Source organism: Streptomyces sp. NPDC006687, assembly GCF_040636215.1.
Taxonomy (GTDB): Bacteria; Actinomycetota; Actinomycetes; order Streptomycetales; family Streptomycetaceae; genus Streptomyces.
Genome location: NZ_JBEYJJ010000005.1, coordinates 23,780 through 47,704 on the forward strand (window position 1 = coordinate 23,780; position 23,925 = coordinate 47,704).

26 protein-coding genes are annotated in these 23,925 nt (G+C 72.0%); 12 read left to right on the top strand and 14 right to left on the bottom strand.

Annotated elements, in window-relative coordinates; genetic code table 11:
* On the bottom strand, positions 1-720 hold the full coding sequence (gene fabG / locus ABZ716_RS08010) for a 3-oxoacyl-[acyl-carrier-protein] reductase (protein ID WP_358813888.1): 720 nt from the start codon (positions 718-720) through the stop codon (positions 1-3).
* A 185-nt stretch (positions 721-905) separates the two neighbouring features.
* On the opposite strand from fabG, the gene ABZ716_RS08015 reads away from it, so the two are divergent.
* From ABZ716_RS08015 to tyrS, 3 genes are read left to right on the top strand one after another with little or no spacing between them, the layout of a single operon-like run.
* Complete coding sequence (locus ABZ716_RS08015; RefSeq protein ID WP_358957783.1) at positions 906-2,429, top strand: TldD/PmbA family protein; 1,524 nt, start codon at positions 906-908, stop codon at positions 2,427-2,429.
* A complete protein-coding gene (locus ABZ716_RS08020) occupies positions 2,426-3,814 on the top strand; it encodes a metallopeptidase TldD-related protein (RefSeq protein WP_351890937.1) in 1,389 nt (462 codons plus the stop codon). The genes ABZ716_RS08015 and ABZ716_RS08020 overlap by 4 nt, the downstream gene beginning before the upstream one ends.
* 52 nt (positions 3,815-3,866) lie before the next feature.
* Positions 3,867-5,135: a tyrosine--tRNA ligase gene (gene tyrS, locus ABZ716_RS08025; RefSeq protein WP_358957496.1), complete on the top strand. Its 1,269-nt coding sequence runs from the start codon at positions 3,867-3,869 to the stop codon at positions 5,133-5,135.
* 79 nt (positions 5,136-5,214) lie between these two features.
* Here tyrS and ABZ716_RS08030 read toward each other — a convergent pair whose 3' ends face one another.
* Entirely contained in the window at positions 5,215-5,493 is a 279-nt protein-coding gene (locus ABZ716_RS08030) for a GlsB/YeaQ/YmgE family stress response membrane protein (protein ID WP_358813886.1), read from the bottom strand.
* A 136-nt stretch (positions 5,494-5,629) separates the two neighbouring features.
* Here ABZ716_RS08030 and ABZ716_RS08035 point away from each other — a divergent pair, with 136 nt between their 5' ends.
* Both ABZ716_RS08035 and ABZ716_RS08040 read left to right on the top strand, forming a co-directional pair.
* Positions 5,630-5,962, top strand: coding sequence for a DUF3099 domain-containing protein (locus ABZ716_RS08035; protein ID WP_351890930.1), 333 nt, complete (start codon positions 5,630-5,632; stop codon positions 5,960-5,962).
* Between the two features lie 148 nt (positions 5,963-6,110).
* On the top strand, positions 6,111-6,338 hold the full coding sequence (locus ABZ716_RS08040; protein WP_358957498.1) for a hypothetical protein: 228 nt from the start codon (positions 6,111-6,113) through the stop codon (positions 6,336-6,338).
* Between the two features lie 90 nt (positions 6,339-6,428).
* Here the strand turns inward: ABZ716_RS08040 and moaA are convergent, their stop codons facing one another.
* The 3 genes from moaA to ABZ716_RS08055 all read right to left on the bottom strand — a co-directional run bounded on the left by moaA (position 6,429) and on the right by ABZ716_RS08055 (position 9,572).
* Positions 6,429-7,418 carry a GTP 3',8-cyclase MoaA gene (moaA, locus tag ABZ716_RS08045; RefSeq protein ID WP_355965507.1) on the bottom strand — a complete coding sequence of 330 codons (990 nt, stop codon included), beginning with the start codon at positions 7,416-7,418 and terminating at the stop codon, positions 6,429-6,431.
* 166 nt (positions 7,419-7,584) lie between these two features.
* Positions 7,585-9,210 carry a cation acetate symporter gene (locus tag ABZ716_RS08050; protein WP_358957500.1) on the bottom strand — a complete coding sequence of 542 codons (1,626 nt, stop codon included), beginning with the start codon at positions 9,208-9,210 and terminating at the stop codon, positions 7,585-7,587.
* Positions 9,207-9,572: a DUF485 domain-containing protein gene (locus tag ABZ716_RS08055; protein WP_358813883.1), complete on the bottom strand. Its 366-nt coding sequence runs from the start codon at positions 9,570-9,572 to the stop codon at positions 9,207-9,209. Before ABZ716_RS08055 ends, ABZ716_RS08050 begins: the two co-directional genes overlap by 4 nt.
* A gap of 270 nt (positions 9,573-9,842) precedes the next feature.
* Here ABZ716_RS08055 and ABZ716_RS08060 point away from each other — a divergent pair, with 270 nt between their 5' ends.
* Positions 9,843-11,399 (top strand): S8 family serine peptidase, encoded by a 1,557-nt coding sequence (locus ABZ716_RS08060; protein ID WP_358957502.1) that lies wholly within the window; start codon positions 9,843-9,845, stop codon positions 11,397-11,399.
* 42 nt (positions 11,400-11,441) lie between these two features.
* Here the strand turns inward: ABZ716_RS08060 and ABZ716_RS08065 are convergent, their stop codons facing one another.
* From ABZ716_RS08065 to ABZ716_RS08075, 3 genes are read right to left on the bottom strand one after another with little or no spacing between them, the layout of a single operon-like run.
* Entirely contained in the window at positions 11,442-12,485 is a 1,044-nt protein-coding gene (locus ABZ716_RS08065; protein ID WP_358957504.1) for a zinc-dependent alcohol dehydrogenase family protein, read from the bottom strand.
* A gap of 28 nt (positions 12,486-12,513) precedes the next feature.
* Complete coding sequence (locus tag ABZ716_RS08070) at positions 12,514-13,227, bottom strand: lysoplasmalogenase (RefSeq protein ID WP_358813880.1); 714 nt, start codon at positions 13,225-13,227, stop codon at positions 12,514-12,516.
* Positions 13,224-14,111 carry a sterol desaturase family protein gene (locus ABZ716_RS08075; protein WP_358957506.1) on the bottom strand — a complete coding sequence of 296 codons (888 nt, stop codon included), beginning with the start codon at positions 14,109-14,111 and terminating at the stop codon, positions 13,224-13,226. The genes ABZ716_RS08070 and ABZ716_RS08075 overlap by 4 nt, the downstream gene beginning before the upstream one ends.
* 92 nt (positions 14,112-14,203) lie before the next feature.
* On the opposite strand from ABZ716_RS08075, the gene ABZ716_RS08080 reads away from it, so the two are divergent.
* The gene (locus ABZ716_RS08080) at positions 14,204-14,410 is read left to right on the top strand and encodes a hypothetical protein (RefSeq protein ID WP_358957508.1); all 207 of its coding nucleotides are present in this window, start codon (positions 14,204-14,206) and stop codon (positions 14,408-14,410) included.
* 21 nt (positions 14,411-14,431) lie between these two features.
* Here the strand turns inward: ABZ716_RS08080 and ABZ716_RS08085 are convergent, their stop codons facing one another.
* From ABZ716_RS08085 to ABZ716_RS08100, 4 genes are read right to left on the bottom strand one after another with little or no spacing between them, the layout of a single operon-like run.
* Positions 14,432-15,655, bottom strand: coding sequence for an amidohydrolase family protein (locus ABZ716_RS08085; protein WP_358957511.1), 1,224 nt, complete (start codon positions 15,653-15,655; stop codon positions 14,432-14,434).
* The gene (locus tag ABZ716_RS08090; RefSeq protein ID WP_358813877.1) at positions 15,652-16,938 is read right to left on the bottom strand and encodes an amidohydrolase family protein; all 1,287 of its coding nucleotides are present in this window, start codon (positions 16,936-16,938) and stop codon (positions 15,652-15,654) included. The genes ABZ716_RS08085 and ABZ716_RS08090 overlap by 4 nt, the downstream gene beginning before the upstream one ends.
* Before the next feature lie 21 nt (positions 16,939-16,959).
* Positions 16,960-17,844, bottom strand: coding sequence for an SDR family NAD(P)-dependent oxidoreductase (locus ABZ716_RS08095; RefSeq protein ID WP_358813876.1), 885 nt, complete (start codon positions 17,842-17,844; stop codon positions 16,960-16,962).
* A 1-nt stretch (position 17,845) separates the two neighbouring features.
* On the bottom strand, positions 17,846-18,643 hold the full coding sequence (locus ABZ716_RS08100; protein WP_358813875.1) for an acetoacetate decarboxylase family protein: 798 nt from the start codon (positions 18,641-18,643) through the stop codon (positions 17,846-17,848).
* A 125-nt stretch (positions 18,644-18,768) separates the two neighbouring features.
* On the opposite strand from ABZ716_RS08100, the gene ABZ716_RS08105 reads away from it, so the two are divergent.
* The 5 genes from ABZ716_RS08105 (at position 18,769) to ABZ716_RS08125 (ending at position 22,389) form a co-directional block, all read left to right on the top strand.
* Positions 18,769-19,416: a helix-turn-helix domain-containing protein gene (locus ABZ716_RS08105; protein ID WP_358813874.1), complete on the top strand. Its 648-nt coding sequence runs from the start codon at positions 18,769-18,771 to the stop codon at positions 19,414-19,416.
* A gap of 31 nt (positions 19,417-19,447) precedes the next feature.
* Positions 19,448-20,431, top strand: a complete 984-nt coding sequence (locus ABZ716_RS08110; protein ID WP_351890896.1) for a DEDDh family exonuclease — start codon at positions 19,448-19,450, stop codon at positions 20,429-20,431.
* Between the two features lie 89 nt (positions 20,432-20,520).
* The gene (locus ABZ716_RS08115; RefSeq protein WP_351890894.1) at positions 20,521-20,754 is read left to right on the top strand and encodes a hypothetical protein; all 234 of its coding nucleotides are present in this window, start codon (positions 20,521-20,523) and stop codon (positions 20,752-20,754) included.
* Positions 20,755-20,834: 80 nt separating this feature from the next.
* Positions 20,835-21,623: an SURF1 family protein gene (locus ABZ716_RS08120; RefSeq protein ID WP_358957514.1), complete on the top strand. Its 789-nt coding sequence runs from the start codon at positions 20,835-20,837 to the stop codon at positions 21,621-21,623.
* 10 nt (positions 21,624-21,633) lie between these two features.
* Positions 21,634-22,389: an SDR family oxidoreductase gene (locus ABZ716_RS08125; RefSeq protein ID WP_358813872.1), complete on the top strand. Its 756-nt coding sequence runs from the start codon at positions 21,634-21,636 to the stop codon at positions 22,387-22,389.
* Positions 22,390-22,443: 54 nt separating this feature from the next.
* Here ABZ716_RS08125 and ABZ716_RS08130 read toward each other — a convergent pair whose 3' ends face one another.
* A complete protein-coding gene (locus ABZ716_RS08130) occupies positions 22,444-23,223 on the bottom strand; it encodes an enoyl-CoA hydratase/isomerase family protein (protein WP_358813871.1) in 780 nt (259 codons plus the stop codon).
* A 175-nt stretch (positions 23,224-23,398) separates the two neighbouring features.
* Complete coding sequence (locus ABZ716_RS08135) at positions 23,399-23,620, bottom strand: helix-turn-helix domain-containing protein (RefSeq protein ID WP_007263382.1); 222 nt, start codon at positions 23,618-23,620, stop codon at positions 23,399-23,401.
* Positions 23,621-23,925 lie beyond the last annotated feature (305 nt).

Below are 23,925 nucleotides of genomic sequence, written 5' to 3' on the forward strand. Positions count from 1 at the left end.
TCAGTGACCCATGCCCAATCCGCCGTCAACGGGAATGACGGCTCCGGTGATGTACGCGGCGTCGTCGGACGCCAGGAAGCTCACGGCGGCCGCGATCTCCTCGGGCTGCGCGTAGCGCGCCAGCGGCACCTGCGTAAGGATGCCCGCGCGCTGCTCGTCGCTGAGCACCTTCGTCATGTCGGTGTCCACGAAACCGGGGGCGACGACGTTGAAGGTGATGTTGCGGGAGCCGAGCTCGCGGGCGAGCGAGCGGGCGAAGCCCACCAGCGCCGCCTTCGAGGCGGCGTAGTTGGCCTGGCCGGCGCCGCCCAGCAGGCCGACGACCGAGGAGATCAGGACCACACGGCCCTTCTTCGCCCGCAGCATGCCACGGTTGGCGCGCTTGACGACACGGAAGGTGCCCGTGAGGTTGGTGTCGACGACGGAGGCGAAGTCCTCCTCCGACATCCGCATCAGCAGCGTGTCCTTGGTGATACCGGCGTTCGCCACCAGCACCTCGACGTTGCCGTGCTTGGCCTCGATCTCCTTGTATGCCTGCTCCACCTGATCGGAGTCGGTGATGTCGCAGCGCACGGCCAGCACGCCGAGCTCGGCGAGCTCCTGCGGGGGCTCACCCGAGCGGTACGTGATCGCGACCTTGTCGCCGGCCTGGGCGAAGGCACGGGCGATGGCGAGGCCGATGCCCCGGTTTCCTCCGGTGACGAGAACCGAGCGGCTCAACGGATCACCCTTTCGCTTAGCTGTCTGAGTAGCAAAAACCTATAGGTCACGCCCGAGATCCGGAGAATCGGGCTCCGACAGGGCCTTGGGACCCGCTCTGTCGAATACCTACAGAAACCTGTGGTCACCTGAGCCCTGATCGCGACATGATCGAGCCGACCGTCCCCGACCCCGGGAGGACCCCCGTGGCCCATTCCATCGACGCGGCCTTCACCGCGCTGCCCCTGCGGGCGCTCGCCGACGCGGCGCTCGCGCGGGCGCGCGCGCTGGGCGCCGACCATGCCGACTTCCGTCTGGAGCGGATCCGCAGCGCCTCCTGGCGGCTGCGCGACGCCAAGCCCGCCGGCGGCTCCGACACCACCGACCTCGGCTACGCGGTCCGGGTCGTCCACGGCGGCAGCTGGGGGTTCGCGTCCGGCGTGGACCTGACCATGGACGGCGCGGCCAAGGTGGCCTCGCAGGCGGTGGCCATGGCGAAGCTGTCGGCGCAGGTCATCAAGGCGGCGGGCTCCGACGAGCGGGTGGAGCTGGCCGACGAGCCGGTGCACGCCGACAAGACCTGGATCTCCGCCTACGACGTGGACCCCTTCGCGGTGCCGGACGCCGAGAAGTCGGCGCTGCTCGCCGACTGGAGCTCCCGGCTGCTGGCCGCCGAGGGCGTCGCGCACGTGGACGCCTCCCTGCTCGCCGTCCACGAGAACAAGTTCTACGCCGACACCGCGGGCACCACGACCACCCAGCAGCGGGTCCGCGTCCACCCTCAGCTGACCGCCGTCGCCGTCGACGCCACCACCGGCGAGTTCGACTCCATGCGCACCATCGCCCCGCCCGCCGGGCGCGGCTGGGAGTACCTGACCGGCACCGGCTGGGACTGGAACGCCGAGCTGGAGCAGATCCCGGGCCTGCTGGCCGAGAAGATGCGGGCCCCGAGCGTGCGGGCGGGCCGCTACGACCTGGTCGTGGACCCGTCCAACCTGTGGCTCACCATCCACGAGTCCATCGGCCACGCCACCGAGCTCGACCGCGCCCTGGGCTACGAGGCGGCGTACGCGGGGACCTCGTTCGCCACCTTCGACCAGCTGGGCACGCTCAAGTACGGCTCCTCGATCATGAACGTGACCGGCGACCGGACCGCCGAGCACGGCCTGGCCACCGTCGGCTACGACGACGAGGGCGTCGAGGCGCAGAGCTGGGACCTGGTCAAGGACGGGGTCCTGGCCGGCTACCAGCTGGACCGGCGGATCGCGAAGCTCACCGGCCTCGGCCGTTCCAACGGCTGCGCCTACGCCGACTCCCCCGGGCACGTGCCGGTGCAGCGGATGGCGAACGTCTCGCTCCAGCCGGACCCGGGCGGGCTGTCCACCGAGGACCTGATCGGCGGGGTGGAGCGCGGGATCTACGTGGTCGGCGACCGCTCCTGGTCGATCGACATGCAGCGCTACAACTTCCAGTTCACCGGGCAGCGCTTCTTCCGGATCGAGAACGGCCGGCTGGCCGGGCAGCTGCGCGACGTCGCCTACCAGGCCACGACCACCGAGTTCTGGGGCTCCATGGAGAAGGTCGGCGGACCGCAGACCTACGTCCTGGGCGGCGCCTTCAACTGCGGCAAGGCCCAGCCGGGCCAGGTCGCGGCGGTCTCGCACGGCTGCCCGTCGGCCCTCTTCCGCGACGTGAACATCCTGAACACCACCCAGGAGGCCGGCCGATGAGCCGTACCAAGCCCCATGAGATCGTCGAGCGGGCCCTGGAGCTGTCCACCGCCGACGGCTGCGTGGTCATCGCCGACGAGGAGTCCAGCGCCAACCTGCGCTGGGCCGGGAACGCGCTGACCACCAACGGCGTCACCCGCGGCCGGACCCTCACCGTCATCGCCACCGTGGACGGCGGGCAGGGCACGGCCTCGGGGGTCGTCTCCCGCTCCGCGGTGACCGCGGCCGACCTGGAGCCGCTGGTACGGGCCGCCGAGGCGGCCGCGCGCGCCGCCGGACCGGCCGAGGACGCCCAGCCGCTGGTGACCGGGACCCCGGCCTCGCCGGACTTCGCGGACGCTCCGGACGAGACCTCCTCGGCGGTGTTCGCGGACTTCGCCCCGGCCCTCGGCGAGGCGTTCGCCCGGGCCCGCGCGGGCGGCCGGGAGCTGTACGGCTTCGCCCACCACGAGCTCGTCTCCACCTACGTGGGCACCTCGACGGGGCTGCGGCTGCGCCACGACCAGCCGAACGGCACCCTGGAGCTCAACGCCAAGTCCCCGGACCGGCTCCGCTCGGCCTGGGCCGGCCGCGCCACCCGGGACTTCAAGGACGTGGACCCCACCGTCCTCGACGCCGAGCTCGCCGTCCGCCTCGGCTGGGCCGAGCGGAAGGTCGAGCTGCCGGCGGGCCGGTACGAGACCCTGCTGCCGCCCACGGCCGTGGCCGACCTGCTGATCTACCAGATGTGGTCGGCGGCGGCCCGGGACGCGGCGGAGGGCCGGACGGTCTTCTCCAAGCCGGGCGGCGGCACGCGGATCGGCGAGCGGCTCTCGCAGCTGCCGCTGACCCTGCGCAGCGACCCGAACGCGCCCGGCCTGGAGTCGGCGCCGTTCGTGATCGCGCACAGCTCGGGCGACGACGCCTCGGTGTTCGACAACGGCCTGCCCGTGCCGGCGACCGAGTGGATCAGCGGGGGCGAGCTGGCCCGGCTGACCACGACCCGGCACAGCGCCGGGCTGACCGGTCTGCCGCTCGCGCCGGCCTTCGGGAACCTGATCCTGGAGGGCGGCGGGGAGAAGTCGCTGGAGGAGATGGTGGCGGACACCGAGCGGGGTCTGCTGCTGACCTGTCTCTGGTACATCCGCGAGGTCGATCCGGCGACGCTGCTGCTGACGGGCCTGACCCGGGACGGGGTCTACCTGGTGGAGAACGGGCAGGTCACGGGCGAGGTGAACAACTTCCGCTTCAACGAGTCCCCGGTGGATCTGCTCTCCCGCGCCACCGAGGCGGGGCGCACCGAGCGGACCCTGCCGCGCGAGTGGGGCGACTGGTTCACACGGGCCGCGATGCCCGCCGTCCGCATCCCGGACTTCAACATGAGTTCGGTCAGCAAGGGCGTCTGACGCACCTAGACTGAGCACGGCATTTCCACATTTCGTAAGGAGTCGAGAGACCGTGACGGACATCGTCGACGAACTGAAGTGGCGCGGACTGTTCGCCCAGTCCACCGATGAAGAAGCGCTGCGCAAGGCGTTCGCGGACGGCCCCGTCACGTTCTATTGCGGCTTCGATCCGACGGCCGCCTCGCTGCACGTGGGACACCTGGTGCAGGTGCTGACCGTGCGCCGGCTCCAGCAGGCGGGTCACCGCCCGCTGGCGCTGGTCGGCGGGGCGACCGGGCAGATCGGCGACCCGCGGCCGACGGCCGAGCGGACGCTGAACGACCCGGAGACCGTCGCGAACTGGGTGACGCGCCTGCGCACGCAGATCGAGCCGTTCCTGTCCTTCGAGGGCGAGAACGCCGCCGTCATGGTCAACAACCTGGACTGGACCGCGGGCATGTCCGCGATCGAGTTCCTGCGGGACATCGGCAAGCACTTCCGCGTCAACAAGATGCTGACGAAGGACTCGGTCGCCAAGCGGCTGGAGTCCGACCAGGGCATCAGCTACACGGAGTTCAGCTACCAGCTGCTCCAGGGCATGGACTTCCTGGAGCTGTACCGTCGCTACGGCTGCACCCTCCAGCAGGGCGGCTCGGACCAGTGGGGCAACCTGACGGCCGGCCTGGACCTGATCCACCGCCTGGAGCCGCAGGCCCAGGTGCACGCGCTGGCGACCCCGCTGATGGTCAAGGCGGACGGCACCAAGTTCGGCAAGTCCGAGAGCGGGGCCGTCTGGCTCGACCCGGAGATGACCACCCCGTACGCGTTCTACCAGTTCTGGCTGAACGTGGACGACCGGGACATCTCCACCTACATGCGGATCCTGTCCTTCAAGTCCCGCGAGGAGCTGGAGGAGCTGGAGGCGCAGACCGCCGAGCGTCCGCAGGCGCGGGCCGCGCAGCGGGCGCTGGCCGAGGAGCTCACCACGCTGGTGCACGGCGCGGAGCAGTGCGCGGCCGTCATCGCGGCGTCGAAGGCGCTGTTCGGGCAGGGTGAGCTGGCGGACCTGGACGAGTCCACGCTGGCCGCGGCCCTGTCCGAGCTGCCGCACGCGCGGGTGCCGGAGCTGGCCCCGGTGGTGGACCTGTTCGCGGAGACCGGCCTGGTCGCCAGCAAGTCCGCCGGGCGCCGGACCGTCAAGGAGGGCGGTGCCTACGTGAACAACGTGAAGGTCACCGCCGAGGACGCGGTCCCGGCGCGGGAGGAGCTGCTGCACGGGCGGTGGCTGGTGCTGCGGCGCGGCAAGAAGAACCTGGCGGCGGTCGAGGTGACCGGCGCCTGAGACGGCGGCGCAGCGGGGGGCCGGTGCGGACGGGAGTCGGCGCCGGCCCCTTCGTCGTGCCCGGCGGTGCCGGCGGGGGCTATGCCGTGCGGCGCCTGTCGCCCCGGAAGGCCAGGTAGGCCATGTCGCCGACCCCGACGATGAGGACGGCTCCGGCGAGCTGGAGCAGGTGGCGGATCCAGTCGATGCCACGGGTGTCGTGGACGCCGATCCAGGTGGCCACGGCGTTGCCGAGGACCCCGCCGATGATGCCGAAGACGGTGGTCAGCCAGAGTGGCTGGTGCTGCTTGCCGGGCAGGATGGCCCGGGCTATGAGACCCAGCACGAAACCGACGATGATCGCCCACAACCAGGACATGTCGAGCCTCCTCGTGGCGCGGTGTGCGCATGTGGGCCCAGTCTCGGGCCGGGGGGCGGTTCACGCATGCCGGGCGGCTCCGTTCAGGCGGTACCCCCTTGTCCCCGCCGCCCGGGAGGCGGCGTACCGTGGTGGTATGCAGCGGACGAAACGGAACGGGGCCGAGGTCTTCCGGATCACCGGCGCCCGGATGGGACTCGCGGAAGACGTACGGGGGCGCCAGCGCCGGTACGTGATCTCGATGGGCATCAGGACCCTGTCGGTGATCGCCACGGTGGTCCTGTGGAACGTGGAACGCCATGTGGCCCTGGTGACGCTCGCCGCCGGCCTGCTCCTGCCGTACATCGCGGTGGTCATCGCCAACGCCGGGCGCGAGTCGGCGCCCTCGCTGCCGTCGAACTTCGTACCGGCCCCGGTGCGCCCCGCGCTGGAGCCGGGGAACCTCAGGAAAACCTCAGATCAATCATGAAGTTCCGGTGCACCGCACCGGGTCCTGCGTGACATACTGCCTACGCGCTCCGCATCCCCCGTCGGAGCGACGGACCGACGCCGGGCAGCTCCCCCCGTGGCTGCCCGGCGTCGCCCTTTTCGTTTCCTTTCGTTTGTAGGGTGGGGCCGTGACCTCTTCCGATACCCCCACCTGCTCCGCCAAGGGCTGCCGCGACGCGGCCGTCTGGGTCCTGGCGTGGAACAACCCGAAGCTGCACACGCCGCAGCGGCGCAAGACCTGGCTGGCGTGCGAGGAGCACCGCGAGCACCTCTCCCAGTTCCTGGGGGTCCGGGGTTTCCTCAAGGACGTCGTGAAGCTCGACGAGTGGGTGCAGCCGGAGGGCTCGGAGCGCTGAGACGCGCGTCGGCCCTCCCGGTGCTTTTCCGGGAGGGCCGTGCGGTGCTGCTGCGGGGGGCTGTGCTCAGCCGCTTCCTCAGCCTCTTCCTCAGCCGCCGATCGCCGACATGGGGCGGTCGGGCTGGAGGAAGGAGGGGTCGTCGAGGCCGGAGCCGGCCTTCTTGCCCCACATCGCCACCTTCCACAGGCGGGCGATCTCCTCGTCCGGGGCGCCCGAGCGCAGCGCGGAGCGCAGGTCGGACTCCTCGGTGGCGAACAGGCAGGTGCGGACCTGGCCGTCGGCGGTGAGCCGGGTGCGGTCGCAGGCGCCGCAGAAGGGGCGGGTGACGGAGGCGATGACCCCGACGGTGGCGGGGCCGCCGTCGACCACCCAGCGCTCGGCGGGGGCGGAGCCGCGCTCCTCGGAGCCCTCTTCGGTGAGGGTGAAGCGGGTACGCAGGGACTGGAGGATGTCCCCGGCGGTGATCATGCCCTCGCGCTTCCAGCCGTGCTGGGCGTCGAGGGGCATCTGCTCGATGAAGCGGAGCTCGTACTCGTTCTCGACGGCCCAGGCGAGCAGGTCGGGGGCCTCGTCGTCGTTGAGCCCGGGCATCAGGACGGCGTTGACCTTGACGGGGGTGAGTCCGGCGGCGCGGGCGGCGGCCATTCCGTCGATCACGTCGTGGTGGCGGTCGCGGCGGGTGAGGGCCTTGAAGACCTCGGGGCGCAGGGTGTCGAGCGAAACGTTCACTCGGTCCAGTCCGGCGGCCTTGAGGGCCTGGGCGGTGCGCTTGAGGCCGATGCCGTTGGTGGTCAGCGACATCTGCGGGCGGGGCTCCAGGGCGGCGCACCGTTCGACGATCCCGACGAGGCCCGGCCGCAGCAGCGGCTCGCCGCCGGTGAAGCGGACCTCGGTGATGCCCAGTTGGGTGACGGCGATGCGGATCAGCCGCACGATCTCGTCGTCGCTGAGCAGATCGGACTTCCCCAGCCATTGCAGGCCCTCTTCGGGCATGCAGTAGGTACAGCGCAGGTTGCACCGGTCGGTGAGCGAGACGCGCAGGTCAGTGGCCACGCGGCCGTACGTGTCGAGAAGCACTGTGGGCCCCCCTCCCCTGTCCGGATCTAGAGGTTCTATGGATCGAGCCTACGCGACCCTTGTGTCCCGCAGGGATGCCGGAACGAACGAGAGGTGACGCGGCCGCGTCGTAGGGACGTACGACGCGGCCACGCAGGGTGTTCGTGCGGTTTCGGGCAGCCGCCGGTCAGTGGGCCCCGGTGCCGGTGAGGGAGCGTACCTCCAGCTCGGCGAACTTCTGCGGGTCGGCCTCCTCCTTGGACAGGACCGTTCCCAGCCAGCCGAGGAGGAAGCCGAGCGGGATCGAGATGATGCCCGGGTTCTCCAGCGGGAACCAGTAGAAGTCGGCGTCCTTGAACATGGAGGTGGGCTTCCCGGAGACCACCGGCGAGAAGAGCACCAGGCCGACGGCCGAGATCAGGCCGCCGTAGATGGACCACAGGGCGCCCTGGGTGGTGAAGCGCTTCCAGAAGAGGCTGTAGAGGATCGTCGGGAGGTTGGCGGAGGCGGCGACCGCGAAGGCGAGGGCGACCAGGCCGGCGACGTTCATGTCACGGGCCAGGGCCCCGAGGAAGATCGCGACGGCGCCGATGACCACGGTGGACCAGCGGGCGGCGCGCACCTCCTCCTTCTCGGTGGCCTTCCCCTTGCGAATGACGTTGACGTAGATGTCGTGCGCGAAGGACGAGGAGGAGGCCAGGGTGAGGCCCGCGACCACGGCGAGGATGGTGGCGAAGGCCACCGCGGAGATCACCGCGAGGAGGACCGCGCCGCCGGTGGAGTCGGGGCCGCCGCCGACGGCCTGGGCGAGCAGCGGGGCCGCGGTGTTGCCCGCCTTGTTGGACTTGATGATGTCGTCGCGGTCGAGCAGGGCCGCGGCGCCGAAGCCGAGGGCGATCGTCATCAGGTAGAAGGCGCCGATGATGCCGATGGCCCAGTTCACCGACTTACGGGCGGCCTTGGCGGTGGGCACCGTGTAGAAGCGGATCAGGATGTGCGGCAGGCCGGCGGTGCCCAGGACCAGGGCGAGGCCGAGGGAGAGGAAGTCCAGCTTGGTCAGCGCGTCCTTGCCGTACTTCAGGCCCGGCTCCAGGAACTTCGGCCCCTGGCCGCTGTGCTCGGCGGCCTGGCCGAGCAGGGCGGAGATGTTGAAGTGGAACTTCAGCAGCACCAGGAAGGTGATCAGCAGGGTGCCCGCGATCAGCAGCACCGCCTTGATCATCTGCACCCAGGTGGTGCCCTTCATGCCGCCGATGGTCACGTAGACGATCATCAGCACGCCGACCAGGGCCACCACGGCGATCTTGCCGCCGTCGGCGGTGATGCCCAGGAGCAGGGAGACGAGCACGCCGGCGCCGGCCATCTGCGCGAGCAGGTAGAAGATCGAGACCACGATGGTGGAGGTACCGGCGGCGGTGCGGACGGGCCGCTGGCGCATCCGGTACGCGAGCACGTCACCCATCGTGTAGCGGCCGGAGTTGCGCAGCGGTTCGGCCACCAGCAGCAGGGCCACCAGCCAGGCGACGAGGAAGCCGATGGAGTAGAGGAAGCCGTCATACCCGAAGAGGGCGATGGCTCCGGCGATGCCGAGGAAGGAGGCGGCGGACATGTAGTCGCCGGAGATGGCCAGGCCGTTCTGGAAGCCGGTGAACTGGCGTCCGCCGGCGTAGAAGTCGGCGGCGTCCTTGGTCTGGCGGCCGGCCCAGACGGTGACGACGAGGGTGGCGACGACGAACAGTCCGAAGAGGGTGATGATCAGCGGGCGGTGCTCGGTGGCGCCCGCGGCCACCGTCAGGTGCGTCAGGGCGCTCATTCCCCGGCCTCCAGACGGTTCTTGATGGCCCGTGCCCGGGGGTCGAGCTTCGCGGCGGCGTGGCGCGAGTACAGCCAGGCGATCAGGAAGGTCGTCGCGAACTGGGCGAGCCCGAGCACGAGGGCGACGTTGACGTTGCCGAAGAGCCTGGTCCCCATGAAGGCGCCCGCGTAGTTGGACAGCAGGACGTAGAGCAGGTACCAGGCGATGAACGCCACGGTGAGCGGGAAGGCGAAGGAGCGGTGGGCGCTGCGCAGTTCGCTGAACTCGGGGCTCTGCTGGACGCGCGTGAACTCTTCGGCCGGGACCTGTGCCGGGGCCGGTCCCGCGCCGCCCGGCGGCGGCGCTGCTTGCGTGGTCACGGGGGGTTCTCCTTGTGACGCGGGTGCGGTGGGGACGTGCAAAACAACCTCCGTGTGGGGGGCGGTGGTGCTGAGCCCCCCGGTGAACGGCACGGCCGGCGCGCCGGGACGGTTCAACACCCGCCGTTTCCTGGGCCGCTCCGCGTTCTGAACGGCCGATTCCTCGAACTGATGGCGCAAAGGGGAGCGTCAGCGCTAGGTTCGCGTGTCATGAACGCGTCCGGCGCGACCGCGTGCGGACTGCTCATTCACGGATGATGTGGAGAACCCATGGCTCATCTGGGATCCGGCCGCCGGCGCGCCCTCGCCGTACCGGTCGGCCTGGCGCTCACGGCCTCACTCGCCTTCCTGCCCTCGGTGGCTGCCTCGGCCACGCCGCTGGGCAGCACGGCGGGCTCGGCGACGGCCGCGGGGGCCGGGACGGCCACCGCCACCGGCCCCGCGCTCTCCTACGTGGCGAACCTGACCGCGTACGGAACGGCCGGGCAGGCCAAGAAGGCCATCGAGCAGGCCGGCGGGACGGTGGTGACGTCCTATGACCAGATCGGCGTCGTCGTCGCACATTCCCAGAACCCGGACTTCGCCAAGCAGCTGCGGGGCCAGCGGAACCTGTTCGTGTCCGTGGGAGCCACCCGTACGGCCCCTCTCAAGACGGTGCAGACCACCGAGGAGGGCACCACCCAGCGGCTCAGCGACGCGGACGCGGCACGGGCCGCCGCGCAGGCCGGGCCGGGGCAGGAACCCCTGGAGGCCAACCAGTGGGACCTGCGGGCGATCAGGGCCGACCAGGCCCAGACGATCAACGCGGGCAGCCCGGACGTCACCGTCGGCGTCATCGACACGGGCGTGGACGACACCCACCCCGACCTCGCCCCGAACTTCTCCAAGGGCCAGTCCGCCAACTGCGTCGGCGGGGTCGCGGACACCACCGACGGCGCGTGGCGCCCGTACCCCGACGGCAGCGACCACGGCACGCACGTGGCGGGCACCATCGCCGCCGCGCGCAACGGCACAGGGGTCAGCGGTGTGGCGCCGGGCGTCAAGGTGGCCGCGATCAAGGTGAGCGAGCCCGGGACCAGCCTCTTCTACACCGAGGCGGTGGTCTGCGGGTTCATGTTCGCCGCGGAGAAGGGGATCGCGGTGACCAACAACAGCTACTACGTCGATCCCTGGTACTTCAACTGCAAGACCGACGACGACCAGAAGGCGCTCGTGGAGGCCCTCACCCGGGCCGGCAAGTACGCCGAGCGCAAGGGCGTGCTGAACGTGGCCGCGGCCGGCAACGAGAACTGGGACCTGGCCGCCGACTCGATCACCGACGACACCAGCCCGGACGACGCCACCCCCGTGCCGCGCACCATAGACCCGAAGGTCTGCCTGGACCTGCCCGCCCAGCTGCCGGGCGTGGTCACGGTCAGCGCGACCGGCGACAAGGGCTTCCGCTCGTACTACTCCAGCTACGGCCTCGGTGTCGTGGACGTGGCCGCCCCCGGCGGCGACAAGTGGCAGGTCCCGGCCACCCCGGACGCCAACGGCCGCATCCTGTCCACCCTCCCGGGCGGCGGCTACGGCTACAAGCAGGGCACCTCGATGGCCACCCCGCACGTGGCCGGCGTCGCGGCCCTGCTCAAGAGCGCGCACCCGGGGGCCACCCCGTCGCAGCTCCAGACGATGCTCAAGGCCCAGGCGACGAAGACGGCCTGCCCGGACAAGATTTACGACGGCACCGGGAACCTGATCGACGCCACCACCTGCCAGGCCAAGTGGGGCCAGACGGGCTTCTACGGCTCGGGCGTGGTCGACGCCCTCAAGGCCGTGAAGCGGTAGCGGAGCCGGCGGCGGCCCGGCGGACGGGCCGCCGCCGTCCGGTCAGAGCGTGATCATGACCTTGAGGGCGCTGCGGTCGTCCATCGCGCGGTAGCCGTCCGGGACCTGCTCCAGGGACACCGCCCGGTCGAAGACGGGCGCCGGGTCGATGGCGCCGCTGAGCACGTCCTCCAGCAGCTCCGGGATGTACGCGCGGACCGGTGCCACACCGCCGCGCAGGCTGATGTTGCGGTCGAACATCACCCCGAGGTCCAGGCCGGTGCCACTGCCGTGCGGGACGCCGACGTAGCCGATGGCGCCGCCGTCGCGGGTGATGTTCACGGCCGTGCGCATGGACTGCTCGGTGCCGACGGCCTCGATGACGGCGTGCGCGCCCTGGCCGCCGGTCAGCTCGCGGACGGCCGCCTCGGCCGCCTCACCGCGCTCGGCCACCACATCGGTGGCGCCGAAGAGCTTCGCGATGTCGGTGCGGGCGCTGTGGCGGCCGAGCGCGATGATCCGCTCGGCGCCGAGCCGCTTGGCCGCCAGGACTCCGCACAGGCCGACGGCGCCGTCACCGACGACGGCGACGGTGGAGCCGGCGCGGACGCCCGCGCCCAGGGCGGCGTGGTGGCCGGTGCCCATGACGTCGGAGAGGGCGAGCAGGCCGGTCAGCAGGTGGTCGTCCGAGGCGGCCGCGGCGGGCAGCTTCACCAGGGTGCCGTCGGCGTGCGGGACGCGTACGGCCTCGCCCTGGCCGCCGTCGAAGCCGACCGAGCCCCAGAAGCCGCCGTGCGGGCAGGAGGTGTACAGGCCCTCGGAGCAGTAGGCGCAGGTGCCGTCCGACCACATGAAGGGGGCCACGACCAGGTCGCCGGCCTTCAGGCCGGAGACGGCGGAGCCGGTCTCCTCGACGACGCCGAGGAACTCGTGGCCGATGCGCTGGCCGGGCTGGCGCTGGGCCTCGCCGCGGTAGGCCCACAGGTCGCTGCCGCAGATGCAGGCACGCAGGACGCGGACGACGGCGTCCTCGGGGCGCTGGATCGCAGCGTCGGGCACCTCCTCCACGCGGATGTCGTGCGGGGCGTGGATGACGGTGGCACGCATGGTGGTGCAGCCCTCCGGAAGGGTTGGTTCAGTCTTGTATGACTTCCCTACCGTACGCCTGGTACCGGTGGAGTGCTCCGCGGGCCAGCAGGTACTGGGCCGCCAGATAGGTGGCCATGATCCAGAAGTCGGGGCGCGGCAGCTGCGGCCACTGCGCCACCCCCGTCGCGATGAGGGTGTCGGAGAGCAGGAACAGCGCCCCGCCCGCCCCCGCGACCCGGCCGAGGGCGCTGGAGCGGTACGCCATGGAGGCCAGCAGCAGGCTGTAGCCGGCGACGGGGATCCGCAGCCCGGCCGGCAGGTCCCCCCACAGCAGCGCGACCGTCCCCACGAGCGCCACGGCGTACGCGCCCCCGAGGGCGGGGCTCGTCCGGGCGCGGCCGAAGAGGAGCAGATAGCAGACGTGCCCGGCGGCGAAGGAGCCCATGCCGGCGAGGAAGGCGGGCTCGGCGTCGAAGAGCAGGGCGAGGTCCCCGCCCCAGCCGAACAGCAGGGCGGCGACCAGCAGCCGGGGGGCGCCGGGGGCGCCAGCCGTGCCCGAAGGGCTGCGGGGGTAGGTGAGCACGTACGCCACCAGCAGCGGCATCAGCAGCGGCTTGGCGACCAGGTGGCCCGGGTGCCAGCCGGCCAGGAGCGAGACGAGGTCGACGGCCGAGGCCGCGGCGAAGGCGCCGAGCAGGATCCGGCCGGCCCGCCCGGTGCCGGCGGCAACGGAGCGCGTACGGGCCTGGACGGCGCTCACGCGGCGGGCTCCGTGGCCTTCGCGGACGGGGCGGCGGGCCGCGCGGTGGCGGCCGGGGCCGGCTGCCAGCCCGGGCCGCGGAAGACACGCCCGGCGCGCTCGCGCCAGGTGCGGGCGGCGCGGACGTCGCGGGCGATGGCGGCGTACTCGTGGGTGGCCACGCGCAGCGGGTTGAAGGTGCCGATGTTCTTGGTGAGGCCGTAGACGGGCCGCTCGGTCTCGCCCACCCAGGAACCGAACATCCGGTCCCAGACGATCAGGATCCCGCCGAAGTTGCGGTCCAGGTAGCCGCCCTGGGAGGCGTGGTGGACGCGGTGGTGGGAGGGGGTGTTGAAGACGTACTCGTACGGGCGCGGCAGCTTCCCGATGCGCTCGGTGTGCACCCAGAACTGGTAGAGCAGGTTGATGCCGTAGCAGAACGGGATCGCGGCCGGGTGGACGCCGAGGGCGACCATCGGCAGGTAGAACCACCAGGTCGTCGCGCTGGTCCACGGCTGGCGCAGGGCGGTGGTGAGGTTGAACCGGCGGCTGCTGTGGTGGACGACGTGACAGGCCCACAGGATGCGGATGACGTGGTGGAGCCGGTGCTGCCAGTAGTAGAGGAAGTCCTGGACGAGGAGCATCAGCAGGGCGGTCCACCACAGGAACGGCACCCGCAGCGGGGTCAGTTCGTAGACGGCGGTGAAGACCGCGACCACCGGGATCTTCCACAGCAGGTCGAAACCGATACTGCCGAGCCCCATGGTGACGCTGGTCACCGCGTCCTTGGCGTCGTAGCCGGCGGCGTCCTCGTCGGGATGGAGCCGGTAGCTGACCACCTCGATGACGGTGAGCAGGACGAAGGCGGGTATGGACCACAGCACGACATCGGGCAGATTGGGCATGGGCGCACCTTAGGGCCGGTTCCGGGGTGCCGCTAGGGGTTGTTACCGATCAGTATCCGACGGGGTTACCCGGGGTACAAGGGGGAGGGCTCATGGCAGGGGTGGAAACCGCCGTACTCCGGGCGGCGAGCACCGCGGCGGGGTGGCTGTGGAGGTCCCGGCTGGGGCAGGCCCCCGGCGCCCGCCTCACGGACCGCCCCGGCCTCGACCGGCTGACGATCACCCTCGGCTGGAGCGTCCACGCCGACGGCCTCGACCGGATCCCGCCCGAGCGGATCAAGCGGCTGAGCCCCTGGTGATCCGCCCGGCGGGAGCCCCCGTCACCAGACCCGGACCGAGCCCCCTCGGGCGAAGGCCGGGCTGGTGGCGTCCGGGGGGACCTGCGTCAGCGGCTCGGCCACCTCCGAGACCAGCGGGCCGTGCCGCGCCGCCAGCGCGTCCAGGCGGGCGAGGTCGAAGCCGTACACCCGGGCGGCGTTGCCGCCGACCATCGCGGCGACCTCCTCCCTCGGCAGGCCCGCGTACGCGATGCGCAGGCCCTCGCGGGAGTACGGGGTGGTGCCCTCGTCGTGGGGGTAGTCGCTGCCCCACATGATCTTGTCGAGGCCGATCCGCTCCCGGAGCGGCACCTCGTGGGGGCGCATGAAGCTCGCTCCCACGAAGCAGTTGTCCCGCCACACCTCGCTCGGGCCCTTGCCCATGGACGCGGCCAGACCCGCCCCGAACTTGGACTCCGCCGTCGCCGAAGCCGCCACCAGGCGGCCGTGGTAGTAGTCCAGCATCTGGAGCACGCCCGGGATCCAGCCCGAGCCCTGTTCCGTCAGGACCAGCTTCAGGCCCGGGTGGCGGCGGAAGGCGCCGCCGAAGATGAGGTGCCACAGGGCCCGGTGTGAGAACCAGGTGGTCTCCACCATGAAGACGGCCCGGGCGGCGGGTTCCTCGCCCAGGGGCGGGGACGCCGACCCGCCGTGGTGGTTGACCGGGACGTCCAGCTCCTCGCAGACCGCCCAGATCGGGTCGTACGCCTCCGCGTACAGCTCGGGCACGGTCGAGCCCGGCGGGACGCCGGGCAGCAGGATGCCGCCCGTCAGCCCGTCCTCCCGGCTGCGGCGGATCTCCCGCACCGCCGCGTCCACGTCGTTCAGCAGGATCTGCGCCACCCCGGCCCGCCGGCCCGGGGCGTCCGCGCAGAAGTCGGCCAGCCAGCGGTTGTGGGCCTGGAGCCCGGCCCAGCGCAGCTCGTACTCGGCGGCCGAGGGCGGCTGGGCCATCAGGGAGGCGTTGGGGAAGAACGGCGGGATGGTGTTGGGGAACACCACCTCCGCGACGATCCCGTCCGCCTCCAGCTCGGCCAGCCGCCGCCGGGAGTTCCAGTTGCGGTCGGCCGTGTCCGCGAGGAGGTCCTCGTACGGGTTGACGAACGCGGCGGCCCAGGCGTCGAAGGCGTCGTGGTGGCGCTTGGCCAGGTACGGCTTGTAGTCCAGCAGGTCGGCGCCCGCGTGGCAGTCCGCCGAGATGACCGTGTAGCGGTCGCCGCCCGTCACCGCCCCACCCCCAGCACCGGGAAGTCCTCGCCGGTGAGCCAGTGCCGTCCCGTCTCGCGGGAGCGGGCCCAGGACGCCTCCACCGCCGCCTGGTCCGGGCTCTGGCCCAGCTCGGCCGGGGTGGGGCCGATCCGGCGGGCGAGCGGTGCGAGGGCGGCCGTGTCGAAGCCGAAGACCTCGGCCGCCGCCAGGCCCAGCATGCGCCGGGTCTCGGTGACGGGGATGTCGTGGAAGGTCTTCGCCAGCCAGGTGCGGGTGTCGGGCCAGGTGCCCTCGGGGTGCGGGAAGTCCGAGCCCCACAGGATGTTGTCCACGCCGATCTCGTAGCGCTGCGCCAGTTCGCGGCGTTTGGTGTTGGTCGCGCAGACGAAGACCTGCCGGTCGAGGTACTCGCTGGGCGGGCGCTTCAGCTCGGCGAAGGGCGAGAGCTTCTTGCCCCCGTGCGCGCCGAGGTAGAGCCGGTCCATGAACCACAGCTGGTTCGGCAGCCACCAGCAGCCCGACTCGGCGACGCCGAACTTCAGCCCGGGGTGGCGTTCGAAGGCCCCGGACCACAGCAGGAACCACAGCGGCCGGGCGGGCCACCAGGTGACCTCGGAGACGTAGATGCCGAGGTGGTCGCCGTACTCGTGGCGCGGGGCGGCGCCGGAGTGGGTGAGGACGGGCATACCGGTCTCGGCGGCGGCCGCCCAGACGGGGTCGTAGCGGCGGTCGTGGTAGGGGGCCTTGTCCACCCACATGGAGGGGATCATCAGGGCGCCGAGCCCGGACTCCTTGGCCCGGTGGATCTCGGCGACCACCTTGGCCGGCTCGGCGGTGACAGGCAGCAGCGCCACCCCGCAGTGCCGTTCGGGGCTGCGCGAGACGAACTCGGCGAGCCAGCGGTTGTGCGCCTGGGCCCCGGCCATGCCGAGCTCGGGGTCCTGGTCGCCGGACAGGCCCAGGCCCACGCCGAAGGGGGCGGCGGTCTGGCTGTCCACGGCGTCGGCGTCGGGGAAGACGACCTCCGCCGCGACCCCGTCGCCGTCGAGTTCCTTCAGGCGCTGGGCGCTGTCCCAGCCGCCCTTGAGCCCCTCCTCGTGGTCGTGGAACCACTTCTGGGCGAAGGCTTCGTTGCGGACCCCGAGGCGGGTGGCCTCCTCGCGGCGGGCGTCGCGCTGGCCGAGGAACTCGTCGAAGGCGCGGTGGAACCGGGAGTCGAGGTAGGGGCGGTACTGCTCGGTGGGCAGCCCGGCGTGGCAGTCGGAGGAGATGATCAGGTACGGGTCTTCGTACGCGCTCACGGTGGTTCTCCTCGTTTCTCCTCAGTCGAGGATGAAGTTTTCGAGGTAGGCGGGGTTGGCCCGGTCGAGCATCGACTGCGCCCGGGCGCGGATCTGCCGGTCGCTGTGCTCGCTGGCCGGGAGCATCCAGAAGCGGTCGGCGCGGATGCCGTCGACGACGTGCTCGGCGACCTCCTCGACCGGGGTGAAGCGCACCTCGTGCCCGGCCGCGCGCATCGCGGACTCGTACTGGTCGAGGGTGCGGTACGGGGAGGTGCGCGGCCGCTGCTTGGCGTAGCGCGCGGGGCGGTTGCGGTGCGACTCCCACAGCCCGGTGCGCAGCATGTGCGGTCCGGGGAAGAGGACGGAGGCGCCGACGGGGGCGCCCTCCGCCCTGAGGTGGGCGTAGAGGGACTCGGTCATGGTGACCACGGCCGCCTTGGTGACGGCGTACACGGAGGCGGTGGGCAGCGGGGCGATGCCGCCGTCCCCGGAGGAGGTGTTGACGACGTGGCCGGGGGCGCCGCCGGCGAGCATGCGGGGGACGAACGCCTGGATGCCGTGGAAGACGCCCCAGACGTTGACGGAGAAGGCCCACTTCCAGTCGTTGGGCTCGTGCTCCCACATGCGGCCCTCGGCGCCGGAGCCGACGCCCGCGTTGTTGCACAGGACGTGGACCGCGCCGAAGGCTTCGTAGGCGGCGTCGGCGAGGGAGACGACGGAGTCGCGGTCGCTGACGTCGACGGTGCGGGCGAGGACCTCGGCACCCTCCGCCCGCAGTGCGTCGGCGGCCTTGCGCAGGGCGCCCTCCTCGATGTCGGCGAGGACCACCCTGAGCCCCTCGGCGGCGAAGCGGCGGGCCATGGCCAGGCCGATCCCGCCGGCCGCGCCGGTGACGACGGCCACCTGTCCGGTGTCGAGCCTCATGTCACGCACCCCCCTCGGGCGGGCCGTCGAACGCCTGCTGCGGGTCGTCGTAGCGCTGGTGGAGGTAGGGCAGCAGGGCCCGGGCGCTGACCCGTTCGACGGCCCGGCCCCGCTGGTCGGTGGTCTTCTCGCCGATGGTGAGCTCGACGAGGCGGCGTACGGGGAGGTCGGCCACGGGGTCGAACATGGACTCGCGCAGGACCACGTCACCGGTGAGGTGCTCCAGCTTGCGGACCTTCTCGTCGCGGGTGCAGTGCACGAGGACCGGGTCGTCCTCGAAGCCGGAGCCGTCGACGGCGGGGAGGAACTTGAAGTAGAAGTCGGTCTTCCGGGCCGGCGCGGGCAGCGGCAGTACGCCGTCCACCGCCCCGCGCACCTCCACGAAGGCGATGCCGTGCCGGGCGAGGGCGGCGCGGACGACCAGCCCCTCGCGTTCGACGGTGACCTCGCCCAGCTTCTTCGGCTCGCCGAAGACCTCGCGGCCGCCGGTCAGGGCGCGCTCGTGGGTCATCGGCATGACCAGCGGGTACCAGCCCTCGACCCCGCCGTGCCGGGCGGCGACGGCCACGGAGCCGGCTCCGAGCGGGTAGCCGGGCAGGTCGACCTTGCTGATGTTGGCCCGGACCAGGGGCCGTTCACCGGGCTTCAGTGGCGGAGGCAGGACGGCCGCCACCACATCGGGGTCGGTCTCCCAGACGGCCACGACGCCGGTGGACCAGATGTCGGGGAGGTTCGAGCTCTTCTCGCGCGACGCGGCGATCTCCGCCTCGGTGCGCGCTCCGTACCGTACGCGTGCCATGTTCCGCACCACCCTTCGGTCGGGCTTTCTGTAACACAGTTACACCGCCGCCGATGAAGGGTAAAGAGGGCCGCACGGACGGAAACTGACGACGCGTAGGATCACCGGCCCCGGGGAGGACGCCGATGACGAGGAGCCCGCTCACCCGCGAGGCGGTACTGGAGGCCGCCGCCGCGCTGGTCAGGGAGCACGGCCCCGGCGCCCTCACCATGCGCAGGCTGGCCGGGGAGCTGGGGACCGCGGTCACCTCGATCTACTGGCACGTGGGCAACCGCGAGCAGCTCCTCGACGCCCTCGTGGAGCGGACCGTCCAGGACATGGGCGCCATCCGGGCGGCCGGCCGCACCCCGGTGGAGCGCGTCGTCTCCGTGGCCGCCGGCATGCGCCGGGAGCTGCGCGAGCACCCGCACCTGATCGGGATGGTCCACGAACGCGGCCTGACCGAGCGGATGTTCCTGCCGGCCCAGCGGGCGCTGGTCGCCGAGGTACGGGCGGCGGGGCTGCGCGGCGCCCGCGCGGCCGACGCCGTGCGCGCCGTGCAGTTCCAGGTGGTGGGCTTCGTCCTGGTGGAACGCAACCGCGAGCGCTCCCCCGTCCAGTCCCCCGGCGAGGGCGAACTGTGGGACCCTCCCCCGGGTTCCGCCGCGGACGCGCCGGCCACCGCACCCGGCGATCCGGCCCTGGCCCGCGCCCTGGCCCGCCCGGCGGACCCGGAGCGGCTGTTCACCCTGTCGGTACGGGCCCTGGCGGAAGCCCTGCTGGCGCAGGGGTGACCGGGACTGTCGGTGAGGGCCCGTATTCTCTATGACCATGCTCGACGACCGTACGACCGCAGACACGACGTGGCCGGCCGCGTATCCCCAGGGGTACGCGGTCGTCGACGTGGAGACGACCGGGCTCGCGCGCGACGACCGGATAGTCTCCGCGGCCGTCTACCGGCTCGACGCCCGGGGCAACGTCGAGGACCACTGGTACAGCCTGGTCAACCCGCGCCGGGACCCGGGCCCGGTCTGGATCCACGGTCTCACCAGCGAGATGCTCTCGGACGCGCCCCTCTTCGAGGACATCGCCGGGGAGTTCGCCGAACGGCTCGCGGACCGGGTCCTCGTCGCGCACAACGCCATCTTCGACTGGCAGATGATCGCCCGGGAGTACGCGCGGGCCTCGTCCGCCGCGCCGGTGCGCCAGCGGCTGTGCACCATCGCCCTGTCCAAGGAGCTGGACCTGCCGCTGCCCAACCACAAGCTGGAGTCCCTCGCGGCGCACTTCGGCGTGGTCCAGCAGCGCGCCCACCACGCGCTGGACGACGCCCGGGTGCTGGCGGAGGCGTTCCGCCCCTCGCTGCACGCCGCCGCGCGGGACGGCGTACGGCTGCCCCTGCTGGAGTGCCGTCCGCTGACGGAGTGGTCGGACTCCCCCTCCCGGCCCCGGATCGGCTACCAGGCGGCGTACGGGGCCGGGGGCAGCTGGCGCGCCTCGCGGAAGCTGGCGCCCTCCCCGTACCCCAACCCGGGCCGGTTCGAGGACGGCAAGCCGCTGAAGCAGGGGATGCGGGTCGCCTTCTCCGGGGACACCTCGGTGGACCGGGAGCTGCTGGAGGACCGGGCCGTGGAGGCCGGGCTGCATGTGGCGACGAGCGTGTCGCGGCTCACCAGTCTCCTCGTCACCAACGACCCTGACTCCGCGACGTCCAAGACGGTCAAGGCCCGGTCCTTCGGCACCCCCGTGGTGGACGAGGCGGCCTTCACGCAGCTGCTGCGGGACGTGGCACCCGCCGGGGAGCAGTAGCGGCGGGCGTTGCTCCGGGCGGGTGCAGGCACGGCGACTCACCCCGGTGGATCTTGTTCGGGCCCCCCGGTCCGCGAACCATGCGGCGCATGGCACGTTGTGAGGTCTGCGGAAACGATTACGGCATGTCCTTCGAGGTGCACGCGCAGGGCGCGGTGCACGTCTTCGACTGCTTCTCCTGCGCCATCCACCGGATGGCGCCGATCTGCGAGCACTGCCGGGTCCAGATCATCGGGCAGGGCGTGGAGGTCGACGGGCAGTGGTTCTGCGGCGGGCACTGCGCCCGCGCGGAGGGGAAGGTGGGCATCGTCGACCGCGTCTGACCCATCCCTTTCCTCCCGCCGTGACCCCGGAAGGCCACCCGGCCGCCGGGGTCTCTTCCCTTGCGGGTACCGTCATGGGCGTGTACCGCTTCGTGCTGACCCGGCAGTGGGTGTGCCTCACCCTCATCGCCCTCGTCCTCATCCCCGTGATGATCAAGCTGGGGTTCTGGCAGTTCCACCGCCATGAGCACCGGGTCGCCCAGAACGAACTGATCGCCAGGAACCTCTCCGCGAAGCCCGTTCCGGTGACGGAGGTCACCTCGCCCGGCCACACCGTTCCGCGGTCCGACTACTGGCGTGCCGTCACGGCCACCGGTACGTACGACTCCGCGCACGAGGTCGTCGTGCGGATGCGCACCTCGAACGACGACAAGGTCGGCTTCCAGGTCCTGACCCCGCTGGTGCTGGGAGACGGACGGGTGGTGCTGGTCAATCGGGGCTGGGTGCCCGGCGCGGACGACCCGACCGCCTATCCGCCGGTGCCGGCCGCCCCGTCGGGCGAGGTGACGGTCACCGGACGGCTCAAGGCGGACGAGACCAGCGGCGCCAGCGGCATCAAGGACCGCAAGGGGCTGCCCGACCGCCAGGTGATGCTGGTCAACAGCGAACAGCAGGCGGCCTACCTGGGCCGGCCGGTCCTCGGCGGCTACCTGGAGCTGACCTCCCCCCTGCCGCCGAGCGGCGCCCCGGAGGCGGTGGCGGAGCCCGACCACGACTCGATCGGCCCGCACATGGCGTACGCCGTGCAGTGGTGGCTGTTCGCGGCGGCCGTGCCGGTGGGCTGGCTCGTCCTGGTGCGCCGGGAGCGGCGCGACCGGGAGGCGGCCGCGGCGGCGCAGGCCGTGTCCCCGGAGCCCGCTTCGGCGTAGGTTGGCCCGTATGGATCTTGGACTGAAGGACCGTGTGTACGTGGTCACCGGCGCGACCCGGGGCCTGGGCTTCGCCGCCGCGCGGGAACTGGCCGCCGACGGCGCGAAGGTCGTACTGACCGGGCGGGACGAGGAGCGGGCGGTGGCCGCGGCCGCCGCCCTGGGCCCGGACGCGCTGGGCCTCGCGGCGGACAACGCCGACCCGCAGGCGGCGGGGCGGCTGGTGGCCCGGGCCAAGGAGCGGTTCGGGCGCCTGGACGGCATCCTCATCAGCGTCGGCGGCCCGCCGCCGGGCGGGGCGGCGGACAACACCGACGAGCAGTGGACGGCGGCGTTCGAGTCGGTCTTCCTGGGCGCGGTGCGGCTGGCCCGGGCGGCGGCCGCCGAACTGGGCGAGGGCGGGGTCATCGGCTTCGTCCTGTCGGGCTCGGTGCACGAGCCGATCCCCGGCCTGACCATCTCCAACGGCCTGCGGCCGGGGCTGGCGGGCTTCGCGAAGTCCCTGTCGGTGGAGCTGGGGCCGCGCGGCATCCGCGTGATCGGGCTGCTGCCGGCGCGGATCGACACCGACCGGGTGCGGGAGCTGGACGCCCTGTCCGGCGACGCCGAGGCCGCGCGGGCGCGGAACGAGTCCCGGATCCCGCTGCGACGCTACGGCCGCCCGGAGGAGTTCGGCCGCACGGCGGCGTTCTTCCTCTCCCCGGCGGCCTCCTACCTCACGGGCGTCATGCTCCCGGTCGACGGCGGCACCCGCAACGGCTTCTGAGCTGTCGGCGGGGCTGTCCCAGCCCCGCCGACGGCCCCGTCCGGGGCGTGCGGGTCAGTCGGAAAGGCCCGCGAGGTCGCGCAGGCGGCGGGCCTGGGCGGCGCGTTCGGCGGTGCGCTGGTCGTCGTAGGAGCGGGAGCCCGCACTCCGCAGCAGGGCCTTCGTCTCGATGACGGCGTCCCGCGGCGGCGCCAGCAGGGCGGTGGCGAGGTCCTGGACGGCGGCGTCGAGCTCATCGGCCGGGACCACCAGGTTGGCCAGGCCCACCCGCTCGGCCTCCTCGGCGTGCACGAAGCGGCCCGTCGCGCAGATCTCCAGGGCGCGGGCGTAGCCGACCAGGGCGGTCAGCGGCTGGGTGCCCGCCAGGTCGGGGACCAGTCCGAGGCTGGTCTCGCGCATGGCGAACTGCACGTCCTCCGCGACGACCCGCAGATCGCACGCGAGCGCGAGCTGGAAGCCGGCGCCGATGGCGTGCCCCTGCACGGCGGCGATGGAGACGATGTCATTGCGCCGCCACCAGGTGAACGCCTCCTGGTACTCGGCGATCGTGGAGTCGAGCAGTTCGTCGGAACCGCGCGCCAGATCGAGGAAGGACGGCTCGCCCTCGAAACCCTCGGGGGTGAACGCCTGCCGGTCGAGCCCTGCGGAGAAGGACTTGCCCTCACCGCGCAGCACGACCACCCGGACCGTGCCGGGCAGCGACCGTCCGGCCTCCGCCAACGCCCGCCAGAGCGCGGGGGACTGAGCGTTTCGCTTGGCCGGATTGGTCAGTGTCACCGTGGCGACCGTGTCGTCGATGGTGAGCCGTACGCCATCCTTGTCGAGCAGAGCCATCAGGTGCCTCCGGTGTGCAGTCGTGGCCGGACTCCCGGCCCAAGTGACTGCACAGTAACCACCCAGCCGACCACGGGGTCGACCGGGGGTCACCGAAGAAACCATGACAACGTGGTACAGAACGGAACGGAGCTGTCGGACGGCTCCGGCACGGCCCCGGCCTGGTCGGCCAGGGTCAGGCCGCGGCCGCCTTCTTGCCGCGCGTCGCGCCACCGCGACCACGCAGCGTGACTCCGGACTCACTGAGCATTCGGTGGACGAACCCGTAGGACCGGCCGGTCTCTTCGGCCAGCGCCCGGATACTCGCACCGGAGTCGTACTTCTTCTTCAGGTCTGCCGCGAGCTTGTCGCGCGCGGCGCCGGTCACCCGGCTGCCCTTCTTCAGAGTCTCGGCCACCCGTGCCTCCTCATGGGAAGTGCGCTCTGGACTTCTCATGATCACCCCTCCCCGGCTTCCTGGCCACCCATTCAGCAAGGTCGGTCCCACGGCATTTCTCAGCCCGTGGACACCCGAGCAGAACGGAATCTCATCTTCCGCTGAATGACCTGCGTCACATACCTCCGTCACGGAGGGGAATCACCAGGTCAGGGGCGGGAAGCGGGAAACAGCCGACCCCGGACGCGGCTCCGGAAGGAGGCGGCCGGGGTCGCTGTACAGAGCGCGACGGTACGAGACCGTCTCACTCAGATGATGGATCACGT

What these genes read in the sequence shown, in the direction of transcription:
- ABZ716_RS08035 (WP_351890930.1), top strand. Translation starts at nt 5,630, where the DNA reads ATGCAGCGGACGAAACGGAACGGGGCCGAGGTCTTCCGGATCACCGGC.
- ABZ716_RS08095 (WP_358813876.1), bottom strand. Translation starts at nt 17,844, where the DNA reads ATGAGGCTCGACACCGGACAGGTGGCCGTCGTCACCGGCGCGGCCGGC.
- ABZ716_RS08110 (WP_351890896.1), top strand. Translation starts at nt 19,448, where the DNA reads ATGACCATGCTCGACGACCGTACGACCGCAGACACGACGTGGCCGGCC.
- ABZ716_RS08115 (WP_351890894.1), top strand. Translation starts at nt 20,521, where the DNA reads ATGGCACGTTGTGAGGTCTGCGGAAACGATTACGGCATGTCCTTCGAG.
- ABZ716_RS08065 (WP_358957504.1), bottom strand. Translation starts at nt 12,485, where the DNA reads ATGCGTGCCACCGTCATCCACGCCCCGCACGACATCCGCGTGGAGGAG.
- ABZ716_RS08020 (WP_351890937.1), top strand. Translation starts at nt 2,426, where the DNA reads ATGAGCCGTACCAAGCCCCATGAGATCGTCGAGCGGGCCCTGGAGCTG.
- ABZ716_RS08105 (WP_358813874.1), top strand. Translation starts at nt 18,769, where the DNA reads ATGACGAGGAGCCCGCTCACCCGCGAGGCGGTACTGGAGGCCGCCGCC.
- ABZ716_RS08100 (WP_358813875.1), bottom strand. Translation starts at nt 18,643, where the DNA reads ATGGCACGCGTACGGTACGGAGCGCGCACCGAGGCGGAGATCGCCGCG.
- ABZ716_RS08060 (WP_358957502.1), top strand. Translation starts at nt 9,843, where the DNA reads ATGGCTCATCTGGGATCCGGCCGCCGGCGCGCCCTCGCCGTACCGGTC.
- ABZ716_RS08125 (WP_358813872.1), top strand. Translation starts at nt 21,634, where the DNA reads ATGGATCTTGGACTGAAGGACCGTGTGTACGTGGTCACCGGCGCGACC.
- ABZ716_RS08050 (WP_358957500.1), bottom strand. Translation starts at nt 9,210, where the DNA reads ATGAGCGCCCTGACGCACCTGACGGTGGCCGCGGGCGCCACCGAGCAC.
- ABZ716_RS08080 (WP_358957508.1), top strand. Translation starts at nt 14,204, where the DNA reads ATGGCAGGGGTGGAAACCGCCGTACTCCGGGCGGCGAGCACCGCGGCG.
- ABZ716_RS08075 (WP_358957506.1), bottom strand. Translation starts at nt 14,111, where the DNA reads ATGCCCAATCTGCCCGATGTCGTGCTGTGGTCCATACCCGCCTTCGTC.
- ABZ716_RS08130 (WP_358813871.1), bottom strand. Translation starts at nt 23,223, where the DNA reads ATGGCTCTGCTCGACAAGGATGGCGTACGGCTCACCATCGACGACACG.
- ABZ716_RS08030 (WP_358813886.1), bottom strand. Translation starts at nt 5,493, where the DNA reads ATGTCCTGGTTGTGGGCGATCATCGTCGGTTTCGTGCTGGGTCTCATA.